The following is a 12,539-nucleotide window of genomic DNA, read 5'->3' on the forward strand; positions in this document are numbered from 1 at the left end:
ATAAATGAAACACAAGTGTGGTGCAAATAAAACACTTGTGTTAAACAAGTCTTTGTAAATCAATCTATTAATAAAAGCTATTTAAAGAGTATAGTTGTCATGCGTAAACTGAAAATAACAGAACTGAATCGTATTAGTATAGAGGAGTTTAAGGAAGCTGAGAAGCTACCCTTGGTGGTGGTATTGGATAATATCCGCAGTCTTCATAACATTGGTTCTGTATTTCGTACTTCGGATGCTTTCCGGGTGGAATGTATTTACCTGTGTGGCATTACAGCTACTCCGCCCCATCCTGAGATGCATAAAACAGCTTTAGGTGCTGAATTCACTGTCGACTGGAAGTATGTTGATAACTGTGTTGAAGCTGTTGATAACCTTAAAAAGGAAGGATATACTGTTTATTCCGTAGAGCAGGCGGAAGGCAGTATCATGTTGGATGAGTTGTCTTTAGACCGTACTAAAAAGTATGCAGTAGTTATGGGCAATGAGGTGAAAGGAGTTCAGCAGGAGGTTATTGACCATTCTGATGGATGTATTGAGATACCCCAATATGGTACGAAACACTCATTGAACGTATCTGTAACTGCCGGTATCGTTATCTGGGATTTATTTAAGAAACTGAAATAACAAGGTGTTGATAAGTTGTTTGAACCCTGTTCAAACAGTGGTTATCATGTCCTTATCGATAGAGAAATGAACAATGGTTCATAGAAGTTTTCAACATAGATAAGTGTTTGAAATACATGGTTTTCTATAATGACTGTTTTTCATTACTAACAATGTTCTTAACATTATTAGAGCTGTCCGCTTTCTACCAACAGAATAACCCGTTCGGTAAGCGCATCATCTCCAGTGGGATCATATTGTTTTTTCAGACTGGCACCGAACAGTGCGGCGAAAGTCTGATAGAAACCTGCTTTAAAAGGTCCCATGAAGGCTTTTACCAGTTCGTAACCCGTGGAATTAGTTTGGCGATCCACTAACTTGATTAATAACTTTCCTTGAGAGAAAGAAAGCTTTTTCATGCGTGGAGTATATTGTTCTTTCAGGCTTTTTTCTACCGCTTTCATGTGTTTCTGACGGCTCTTCTCATCGGGTAAAGTCATCATATATTCGTAAGTTTCAATAACTGCACGGTTGATTTCTTTGGAGATAGGTAATACCTTTTTTACGTTATATACTAGTCGGTTATACTCATTCAATTGTTTCTTGTTCTTGAATTTGAGAGGTTTGAAAATATAAACGGTAGGTATCTTTATATACGGGATAGTGTCTCCTTCGTAAATGCACATAGGAACAAGGTATCCTTCGGTTTTCGTTTCCTGTGCCTGGCATAGGGAAGTTCCGAACAGAAGGAAGACTACGATAATGAATATGTTCAGCCGTGCGTTCATGCCACAAAATTAAGTGTTTATCTTTATATTTGGTTTGATTGTCGATGTTTTCCTTGCCTTGTTAACTTATTTATGGTAATTTCGCGACAATTAAACTTATTTACACGAATGAAATTACTCAAGTTGGGAGTTTTTCTGAGTATGCTGTTGATGACTCCTGTACTTGAAGCCCAAAATACAAGCGTGTCCCTATGGGAAGAGAACATAGAGCAACTCTCTATGGATGAGGAAGAAAAGAATTGGGAAGATGAGCTTGAAGAGCTTTCCAATCGTTTGCACGAACCTGTTAATATCAATGTTACTACTAAACATGAATTAGAGCAATTTTCTTTTCTTTCGGATATTCAAATTGAAAATATCTTGGCTTATGTGTATATACACGGGCAGATGCAAACTATTTATGAACTGCAATTGGTGGAAGAAATGGATAAGCATACCATCGACTTGCTACTCCCTTTTGTTTGTGTGCATCCTGTTGCGGAAAAGAAAGGTTTTCCCCGGTTGAAAAGTCTGTTGAAATATGGTAAACAGGAGGTATTAACCCGGCTGGATGTGCCCTTTTATACCCGTAAAGGTTATCAAAAAAATTATTTGGGACCTGCAATGTATCATTCTCTGAGATATGGGTATCGTTATGGAGATTATCTCCAAATGGGAATTACAGCAGAAAAGGATGCAGGAGAACCTTTCTTTGCCTTGCATAATGAAAAAGGATATGATTATTATTCTATTTACTTTCTGCTTCGTAATTTGGGTAAGTTGAAAACGTTGGCATTGGGAAATTACAGATTAAGTTTCGGGCAAGGGTTGGTAGTCAGCACTGATTTCCGTTTAGGGAAAACTTATTCTCTCTCAACGGTGGATAACCGTAATAGTGGTATTCGGAAGCATAGTTCTACGGATGAATATAATTATTTCAGGGGTGCTGCGGCAACAGTGGAGGTTATTCCTGCACTTCAGTTATCCGGTTTTTATTCACATCGGTCTATAGATGGAGTCATAGAAGGGAATGAAATTACCTCTATTTATAAAACCGGATTGCATCGTACGGAGAAGGAAGCAGATAAAGTAAATGCTTTCACTTTACAGCTGATGGGTGGGAATATCACCTATGAAAAGAACAATCTAAAAGTAGGAATGACAGGCATTTACTACTTTTTCAACCGTAGTTATCAACCGGTATTAAGAACCTATGCCAAGTATAATCTGCAAGGGAATTACTTTCATAATGTGGGGGTAGATTATAAATATCGTTGGAATCGATTTACTCTGACAGGTGAAGCAGCTATGGGTAAACAAGGTTATTCACTGTTGAACCAGTTGAAATATAACATATTAACCGGTTATCAACTGCTGATTGTTCATAGATATTATAGCCATAATTACTGGGCAATGTTTGCACGTTCGTTTGGTGAAAGCAGTGCACCGCAAAATGAAAATGGTTGGTATCTGGCTACCGAAGCATCGCCTTTGGCACATTGGAAGTTCTTCGCTTCTTTGGATTTATTTTCTTTTCCTTGGTGGAAATACCGCATCAGTAAACCATCGCAAGGTGTGGATGGTATGTTTCAATCACTCTATTCTCCTAAGCGAAATTTATCTATGTATGTTAATTATCGCTATAAGCGAAAAGAGAGAGATGTGGCGGGTACGGATGGAAAAGTTATCCTTCCTACTTATCAGCACCGCCTTCGTTACCGACTGACTTATTCACCGGATCATCTACAGTTACGAACAACGGTGGATTATAATCATTTTCATTCGCAGGGGCAGGAGGGAAGCCAGGGATATCAGTTTACACAATCCTGCTCATATGCTTTTTCTTTTCCTATAAAGATATCTGTGCAGGGTACTTATTTCCATACGGATGATTACGATTCCCGTATCTATGCTTCTGAAAAAGGATTGCTTTATACCTTTTATACACCTTCGTTTTATGGGCAAGGATTTCGTTTTTCTGCTTGTGTCCGATATGATGTGAACAAAGTTTTTATGTTCCTTGTTAAATTCGGGCAGACTATCTACGAAGATCGTGAGAATATTGGTTCGGGTAACGACCTGATACAAGGAAACAAAAAAGCCGACTTACAAATGCAACTTCGTATAAAGATTTAGTTAACTTTGCCGTTATAAACGCTGAAAATACTGTATCTGGTTTTTATAGTAATTCAGTAATTTGAATCGTCAATTGTCAAATAGTAAATAAAATGACTGTAATTTACCCGTCTCCCATTTTCGGTCCTGTTCATTCCCGCCGTTTGGGAGTATCCTTAGGGATTAACTTGTTGCCGGAAGATGGTAAGGTGTGTTCATTCGACTGCATTTATTGTGAATGCGGTTTCAATGCAGACCATCGTCCCAAGAAAGTATTGCCTACCCGCGAAGAGGTTCGCGATGCTCTTGAAGCCAGATTGCAAGATATGCAACAGAACGGACCTCAACCGGATGTATTGACCTTTGCCGGAAATGGTGAGCCTACAGCTCATCCGCATTTTCCTGAAATCATAGAAGATACGTTGATGCTTCGTGATAAGTATTTCCCGAATGCTAAAGTCAGTGTATTGAGTAATTCCACCTTTATTCACCGCCCTGCAGTGTTTGATGCGCTGAATAAGATAGATAACAACATATTGAAACTTGATACGGTAGATGAGGATTATATTCATACTGTGGATCGTCCTACAGGGCATTATTCCATAGACGAAATCATAGAACATATGAAAGCTTTTCAAGGAAACTGCATTATTCAGACCATGTTCATGAAAGGCAGTTATCAAGGGAAAGACGTGGATAATACTTCGGATAAGTACGTTCTTCCGTGGCTGGAGGTTGTGAAAGAGATAAAACCCCACCAGGTGATGATTTATACCATTGATCGTGAAACGCCTGACCATGATCTTTGTAAGGCTACTCATGAAGAACTGGACCGCATTGCTTCTTTAATTAAAGAAGAAGGTCTTCCGGTTAGTGTTTCTTATTAAGCGGTTTACAGGATCTATATATCCAATACATTGGGTATATAGATCCTGCAAACGGGAAATAATGGAGTAATAAGCGTTTGAATTAAGACTATATAAAGTAACGGATTAGTTTCGATTATAATCGAAACTATTGGTCTTCAAGAGAAGATATACGTCATGTACAAGTATGGAATTTATCAGAAATATTAAAGTGAATAATTTTATAATATGCATACAATGAAACCTATTGCAATTAAAGACCTTTCAGAGAACTTCTTTGAAGTTATTGGTAAAGAATGGATGCTAGTGACGGCAGGTAATAAAGATCATTTCAATACGATGACTGCCAGTTGGGGTGGTATAGGCTTCCTATGGAACAAACCAGTGGTCTATATCTTTATCCGTCCGGAACGTTACACGTTTGAGTTTATTGAGAAGAGTGAATACTTCACGCTTTCTTTCCTGGGAGAAGAGAATAGAGCTATCCATAAGATATGTGGAAGCAAGTCGGGTAGGGAAGTAGACAAGGTAAAAGAGACGGGACTGAAACCGGTTATTACTGAAAAAGGAAATATTCTTTTTGAACAAGGACGTCTCAGTATGGAATGCCGTAAGCTCTATACGAATGTAATGAAAGAAGATTGTTTCATTGATCCAAGTGTTTGTAAGCAATGGTATGGTGGTGCCCATGGCGGTTTACATCATATTTATGTAGCAGAGATTACTGGAGCATGGATGAGAGAATAAATATCTTTAATAATATAAAGGAGGGAATGATTTTTTCATTCCCTCCTTTATATTATTACCTTGTTTTACTCATTCAATAATTCTTTCGATCTTTCCAATGCCACATTGATATTCGGGCAGATATTCTTTTCACCCAGAAGCTCATAGAAACCGGATTTTTCCAACGCTTTGTGTACTTTTTCATTCACACCGGAAAGTACGATTGTTGTCTTCTCCCGTTGCGCCATCTGGCAAAGATTGGTTAGATTGTGAATACCTGTTGAATCGATGAAAGGTACTTTCCTCATACGTATAATGCGCACTTTAGGACGGTCTCCCAGTCTGGACATGATTTCCTCAAATTTAGTGGCAATACCAAAGAAGTAAGGACCGTTTATTTCATATACTTCCACACCCTTAGGGATGGACAAGTTTTCTTCTTCTTCTTTGCTGGCAGATTCTTCATTCAGATTTATCTCATCTTTAATAACAGAAATTTCAGTGGTTTCCATAACGCGATGCATGAAAAGTACACAAGCTATGACAAGACCCACTTCAATAGCGATGGTTAAGTCGAAAATTACTGTCAGGAAGAAGGTAATCAGCAATACAGTGACATCTGATTTCGGATTCTTCAGCAATGCCTTGAACGTACGCCATCCACTCATATTATAAGAGACTATTACGAGTACACCTGCCAGACATGCCATTGGAATATATTGTGCCAAAGGCATAAGGAACAGAAGGATAAGCAAAAGCACCATTGCATGTATCATACCTGCAACAGGGGTTTTACCACCATTGTTTATATTGGCCATTGTACGTGCAATAGCACCGGTGGCAGGAATACCACCAAATAAAGGTGTTATTAGATTGGCAGCTCCTTGTGCTATCAATTCCGTATTGGAATCATGCTTGTCACCGATAACACCATCTGCTACCGTGGCAGAAAGCAATGATTCGATGGCTCCTAATACTGCAATGGTAATGGCTACAGGGAATAAGTCCTGAATAGCTTCCCAGTTCAGTGAAGGCATTACTGCGTCCGGCAGTTCCGCTTTGATGCTGAAACGGTCACCAATGGTATCTATACAGTTGATTCCGGCATAAGTCTTCATCAAATATACCGCTACTGTTACTACAATGATAGCAATCAGCGATCCCGGTATCTTCTTTGAGAATTTCGGGGTTATGGCAATAATTACAATACTTACAATGCTGACAATCGTGTTCCACCAGTTAATGGTGTCGAAATGCTGGAAATAAATCATCCATTTCCCGACAAAATCTCCGGGAACCTTTTCACCACCGAAACTAAGTCCGAAAATATCAGCTATTTGGGTGGTGAAAATAGTGACAGCAATACCACTGGTAAATCCTACGATGATAGGATAAGGGATAAACTTAATTACGGCACCCAACTTGAATATCCCTAACAGAATAAGAATGATTCCCGCCATTAGCGTGGCAACAATCAATCCCGCTTCTCCGTATTGCTGGATAATGCCGTAAATAATAACGATAAAAGCTCCTGTAGGACCACCGATCTGTACTTTGCTACCTCCCAACATGGAGATAATAAATCCGGCAATGATTGCCGTGATAATACCTTTCTCGGGTGATACACCGGATGCAATACCAAATGCAATGGCAAGCGGGAGAGCAACGATACCTACTATGATACCGGCCATCAGGTCTGCCATGAATAATTCTTTCGAGTAGTTCTTCAAAGCCGTGAATAGCTTTGGTTTGAATTCGAACGCTTTCATAAATAATCTGTACTTTTTGTGAAACGAGGTGCAAAATTAGACAAAATAATGCATATATTGGTTGATTGCTTTCAAATATATTATATTTGCAACAGCTAACTGTAATATTATGAAATCACGACTGCTTATATTCTTTCTTTTCCTTTCTATTTTTAATATATATGCTTCGGATGTGAAGTTTTATAATATTAATACGATGTATGGAATTTCCATGCGGGAGATGGCTTCTGTCTGCAAAGATGAGAATGGTTTTATTTGGGCTTCTTCTAAAACGGGTATATTGAGAATTACGGAAAGTGATTATCGCATCTATCAGCTTCCTTATAAAACAGCCAATATCATTAATGTCAAGCTGGCCTATAATAATTCGTTTTTAATAGCATATACGAATAATGGCCAATTCTTTCATTATAATGAACTGTATGACCGGTTTGATTTATTTCTGGATCTTAGGGTTTCATTAAAAAATTCTTATTTAAGTGTAGGCAAAGTTGTTATTGATGATGAACAGGCTCTCTGGATTCCCACTTCCGGAGGATTGTGTAAATATAAGAATGGAATGTTTTCCCAAATAGGAGAGAAACAAATCATGACACCGAGTATAGTACCTTATGATCAGACACATTTGCTTGTAACACATCAGGATAGCATTAGTTTGCTGAATATGAATACATTGGAACAAAAAAGTGTATATGAAATAAATAATACTTTTCAGATAAGCAGTCTTTTTTATGATAATAAAGGAGAGGTTTTATGGATAGGGACTTCTACTGACGGTCTTTTTTATCTGGACATGAAAAAAAAATCGTTATTGCCATTTTCTGATTTTCCAAAGCAGCCAATCGGAGTGATAACGGAAAGTTCTGATTCAACATTATTGGTTGGGATTGACGGGCAGGGAGTATGGGAATTGGATAAGGATAAAAAAACGGTTCTGAACATTCTGAAAGAAGATATTGATAATCCTTTCTCTCTTCGCGGGGATGGAGTTTATGATATTTATTGTGATGGTAAGCAAAGAGTATGGGTCGCTACCTATACAGGTGGACTTTCTTTTTTCGACTGGAAGTCTCCATTAATTAATCAAATTACCCATCAGGTTAATAATCCGAATTCTTTAGGGAATGATAATGTAAACAAGATACTTGAAGATAGCAAAGGAGATATCTGGTTTGCTACGAATAATGGGATAAGCAGGTGGAGAGTAGCCACTAATGAATGGGATATTTATTATCAGAATAAACAGGCACAGGCACAGGTATTTCTGGCATTATGTGAAGATAATGAAGGAAACATCTGGGCGGGGTCGTTCTCATCCGGATTTTATGTTTTAGATCGGAATACCGGAAAAGAATTGGTTCATTATCCACGGAATACATCGGATTTGAAGTCTGATGGTAAATTCATAATGAATATATATAAGGATAGCGAGGGTGATATTTGGATTGGGGGTATCCAAGATGTAATATGTTATTTAACGAAAGAAAAACGTTTTCATACGTATGGTGCACAGCCCATGCGTACGTTTATGGAGTTTTCTCCAGGAAAAATGTTGTTGGCCTGTACTTATTCTGTGCTTTTGTTAGACAAAGAAACAGGGCAAATATCTTTTTTACCAGAATGCCTTGCACAAGATATTTTAGTAATGGAGGATGATATTTGGGTGGCTACTTCCGGAGACGGATTGCTACACTATAATTATACGAATCGTGAAACTCATAAAATAACAGTGGAATCCGGATTGCCATCTAATTATGTTAACAGTGTTATGTATGATAATGGGTATCTATGGTTAGGAACGGAAAATGGATTGTGTCGCTATAATCCTGCCGACAGTACGGTACATACTTATTATTCCACTTTGGCTCTTTCCAGTGCTTCGTTCAATGTGAATGCCAGCTGCAAATTACGCAATGGCGAATTGATGTGGGGTACCAATAATGGAGCGGTAATGTTTAATCCAGATAAGTTATATCATACCCAGCTCAACGGACAGATTTATTTCCAGAATATCAATATTTCCGGTAGTTCTATCAGAGAAAATCAGGATTTGTTGCGTGGAATCCCGGTAAATAAGCAAACTGATATTTCATTCAAATATGATCAGAATACTCTGACGCTTGAGGTATTGCCTATTGGTGTTTCTTCCAAAGAAATAAAATTTTCATGGAAAATGGAAGGTCTTGATGTGGAGTGGTCACATCCTTCCAGTCAGCAAATAATTACTTATACCAATATTCCTAATGGTAATTTCCGGCTTAAAGTAAGAATGTACAATAATTCACTTTCTCAGATAGTTGATGAACGTACATTGGATATACACGTTATTCCGCTTTACTGGCAGACGTGGTGGTTCCGCCTGGTGATATTCATTATTATAATGAGTACTACATTCTTTGTGCTTAAATTCTATATAAATCGTTTAAAACAGCGCCATGCCGAAGATAAAATTCGTTTTTTCACAAATACTGCTCATGATCTTCGTACATCGATAACGCTGATAAATGCACCTATTCAGGAATTGAATAAAGAGGAAGAATTGTCAGAGAAAGGACATTATTATCTGAATCTGGCTATGGAACAGTCTGAACGCTTATCTAATGTTGCAACCCAACTTCTGGATTTCCAGAAAGTAGATATGGGAAAAGGACAACTGTTTTTGGTAATGGTTGATATTGTTAATTTGGTATATAGGCGGAAAACGATGTTCAAGTCTACAGCAGGGAAAAAGAATGTTATATTAGAGTTTGTCTCTAACAAGGAATCTTATATGTCAGCTGTCGATGAATTGAAAATAGAGAAAGTCGTTGATAATTTGATATCTAATGCAATCAAATATTCCCATACGAATGGTAAAGTGGAGCTTACATTGAATTGTAATGAGTACTATTGGAGCTTGGAGGTAAGAGATTATGGATTGGGTATCTCGGATAATGCTCAGAAAAAGTTGTTCAAAGAGTTTTATAGGGGAGATAATAAGGTTAATTCACGCATGGTAGGTTCCGGGATAGGCCTGTTGTTGGTGAAAAATTACGTTTTGATGCATGAGGGAAAAGTCTCGCTTGAAAGTAAGGAGAATGAAGGTTCTTTATTCAAAATAAACATCCCTTATAAAGAAGTGGTTGAAGTTGCACCTGTTGAACATGAAGAACCGGGCAATATCACATCTGCCGATGGTCCGTCTGATCAGTCGGAATATAAACAGGAAGATGATAGATCCGGAAAGAAGAAATCTATATTAATCGTAGATGATAATAAGGATTTGCGGAACTTCCTGAAGTGTTCTTTTGAAAATCAATATTACATTTTAGAGGCTGGCAATGGCAATGAAGCATGGGAATTGCTTCAGAAAGAATCTCCTGAATTGATTATTTCGGATGTGATGATGCCTGATATGGATGGGTTTGAGTTATGTAAATTGATTAAATCTACTTTTGAAACTTCGCATATTCCGGTAATCCTGTTAACTTCACTTTGTGATAAAAGTGACCAATTGGAAGGTTTAGGTCTGGGGGCAGAAGATTATATCACAAAGCCTTTTGATATATCACTTTTGGAGCAACGGATAAAGTCCCTTATGCGAAACAGGGAAATTGTCAGAGAGAAAGCTTTGAAATTGATAAAACCGGAGAATGATGAGCAACAGGTTATTTTGGCGAATGAGCTTAATGATCAGTTTGTGAAAAAAGCCGTGGAAGTAATTCATAATAATATGCAAAATCTGGATTTTGACAAAGAAAGCTTTGCTATGGAAATGCATGTGAGCGGTTCACTATTATATAAAAAAATAAAAGCATTGACAGGTCAATCACCTATTGAGTTTATTAAATCCATTCGTTTAAACCGAGCTTTAGAATTACTCCAATCTCATAAATACACCATCACGGAAGTTAGCGAACTTTGTGGTTATTCCAGTATCAGTTACTTTAGTACGGTATTTAAAAAGTACTTTGGTAAGTCTCCTACAGAGGTCTAATTTACTTCTTTTTCCTATTTTTTATCGTTTGTAGTATAGATTATCTAATATCTAAAATTATATATCTAATATCTAAAAGTGTATTGGGTACACTTCTGTAGCTTTGTGTATCGATGTACGGAATGTATGTCGATGGAGTTATTGTTATGTTAAATCTAATCAAGTTAATCTTATGAAATGTATGTATGATGATGACGGTTAAGTCAGCTATTTATGTAAAGATTGTAAAATCAGAGATAACCGTAGCGATACATATCACTTTCGGTAATCTGCAATGAGTTTTACGTAGCTTTGGTATTTAAAGGGGGGCTGGTACCAATGACTACTATTAGTAATGAAAAACATAGAACCCCATTACTTATATATTATGAAAAACAATAAGCTTTATTTGGTTTTTCTTTTCTTAAGTATTTTGTTCGCAAGTTGCAATGGCGAAGAAGTAATTGAGAAATGGCCTGAAATAGGCAACTATTATGATTCGAGCAAGCCTATTGAGTTAAAATCCATGTCACCCGACTGGGGAAGAATCAACGATTCTTTTATTATCAAAGGAAACTTTCCGGTTGACACGACCGGAAAAGTCAAAGTTTTCTTTGCCGACAAGGAAGCGGTTATAGTAAACAACAACGGTCGGGAACTCTATGGGCTTATTCCTAAGCAGGCACCCGGTTACAATGAAGTGACGCTTGAAGTTGACGGAACGAAATACACATCTTCCGATGTCAACTTCAAGTATTACCAGACACAATCGGTGACGACCATATTGGGAGCTTTCACCGATGAGGACTGGACCGATGGCGGAGGAAGCATCAAGATGGATGAGTTCCGGCTGACACAGGGTACAGGAATTACAACAGTGGCAGGACAGAAGGGTGACAACTTTATCTTCCTCGGAGGTGGATGGGGTGACAGAACCTATTTCGTATCGTTGGATGACCGCATGGTCATTAAATTGACAGGTATAGGTTTCATGGGTTCTGTCGTAGCAGACAATACAAAAGAAAAAGTCACTATCATGCCTCGTGAGGGAGGTGCGGTATATACAGCTACCCGCGAAGACGGATGGACAATCAATTCACTCGGCATCAAAGTGCCTGCCGAAAACCACACTGGAAACAACCAAGGCGCTTTGGCTTATGCCGAAGATAACCGCTACGTCTATTGCAGAGGCGGCGATGCATTCTATAGGATTGACTTGCAGGAAAAAAGCTACGAAACCATGTTTAAATACTCCGATTTCCCGGAAGAATTTGCCGGATTGAACACCAAGCAGTGGCGTAGCGACATCACTTACAGCAAGTTCCACAAATGTTTCTTTTTCTCCTTTGCTGAAAATAACGGTATCTTGAAGGTTTGGCAAGATGACTCCGGCAAGTGGAATGTGGAGCGTTATGCCGGCTTCAGATCGGGAGGTACCACTGCATTAGGGGACCGATTGAATGATGCCGTGTTGAGAGAGCCTATGGGTATGGTTGTAAACAGCAGTGGCGAACTGTATGTATGCTGTGCTACAGGCCATTGCATTTTGAAGATTGATGGACGCCTTGTTTCCTTGGTGGCAGGAAATCCCGATAAATCAGGAAAGGTAAATGGATTCCCTACTGATGCATATTTTGATCGCCCGATGTGCATTTCTCTTGATTCGGAAGAGAATTTCTTTATTGGTGAAGAAAATTCAAGAGCAATCAGAAAAATGACAATCGAGTAAACATAG

8 protein-coding genes are annotated in these 12,539 nt (G+C 38.3%); 6 read left to right on the top strand and 2 right to left on the bottom strand.

Translation table 11 applies throughout. From position 1 onward, the window contains the following. The first annotated feature begins 99 nt into the window (after positions 1 to 99). A complete protein-coding gene (locus BWI44_RS09155) occupies positions 100 to 627 on the top strand; it encodes an RNA methyltransferase (protein WP_007211408.1) in 528 nt (175 codons plus the stop codon). Positions 628 to 794: 167 nt separating this feature from the next. Here BWI44_RS09155 and BWI44_RS09160 read toward each other — a convergent pair whose 3' ends face one another. Continuing rightward, positions 795 to 1,394: a DUF4294 domain-containing protein gene (locus tag BWI44_RS09160; protein WP_007661149.1), complete on the bottom strand. Its 600-nt coding sequence runs from the start codon at positions 1,392 to 1,394 to the stop codon at positions 795 to 797. A 108-nt stretch (positions 1,395 to 1,502) separates the two neighbouring features. Here BWI44_RS09160 and BWI44_RS09165 point away from each other — a divergent pair, with 108 nt between their 5' ends. The 3 genes from BWI44_RS09165 (at position 1,503) to BWI44_RS09175 (ending at position 5,101) form a co-directional block, all read left to right on the top strand. Then, entirely contained in the window at positions 1,503 to 3,509 is a 2,007-nt protein-coding gene (locus tag BWI44_RS09165; RefSeq protein ID WP_195208620.1) for a helix-hairpin-helix domain-containing protein, read from the top strand. A gap of 92 nt (positions 3,510 to 3,601) precedes the next feature. Beyond that, positions 3,602 to 4,375, top strand: coding sequence for a radical SAM protein (locus BWI44_RS09170; protein ID WP_195208621.1), 774 nt, complete (start codon positions 3,602 to 3,604; stop codon positions 4,373 to 4,375). A 216-nt stretch (positions 4,376 to 4,591) separates the two neighbouring features. Beyond that, complete coding sequence (locus BWI44_RS09175) at positions 4,592 to 5,101, top strand: flavin reductase family protein (RefSeq protein ID WP_044154878.1); 510 nt, start codon at positions 4,592 to 4,594, stop codon at positions 5,099 to 5,101. A 65-nt stretch (positions 5,102 to 5,166) separates the two neighbouring features. On the opposite strand, the gene BWI44_RS09180 is transcribed toward BWI44_RS09175, so the two are convergent. After that, positions 5,167 to 6,849: a SulP family inorganic anion transporter gene (locus BWI44_RS09180; protein WP_007661143.1), complete on the bottom strand. Its 1,683-nt coding sequence runs from the start codon at positions 6,847 to 6,849 to the stop codon at positions 5,167 to 5,169. Between the two features lie 109 nt (positions 6,850 to 6,958). Here BWI44_RS09180 and BWI44_RS09185 point away from each other — a divergent pair, with 109 nt between their 5' ends. Both BWI44_RS09185 and BWI44_RS09190 read left to right on the top strand, forming a co-directional pair. Continuing rightward, positions 6,959 to 10,825, top strand: coding sequence for a hybrid sensor histidine kinase/response regulator transcription factor (locus BWI44_RS09185; protein WP_286813021.1), 3,867 nt, complete (start codon positions 6,959 to 6,961; stop codon positions 10,823 to 10,825). Positions 10,826 to 11,192: 367 nt separating this feature from the next. Continuing rightward, positions 11,193 to 12,533 carry a hypothetical protein gene (locus BWI44_RS09190; RefSeq protein ID WP_286813023.1) on the top strand — a complete coding sequence of 447 codons (1,341 nt, stop codon included), beginning with the start codon at positions 11,193 to 11,195 and terminating at the stop codon, positions 12,531 to 12,533. Positions 12,534 to 12,539 lie beyond the last annotated feature (6 nt).

This window comes from Bacteroides sp. Phil13 (genome assembly GCF_001940965.1).
In the GTDB taxonomy this organism is placed as follows: Bacteria; Bacteroidota; Bacteroidia; order Bacteroidales; family Bacteroidaceae; genus Bacteroides; species Bacteroides intestinalis.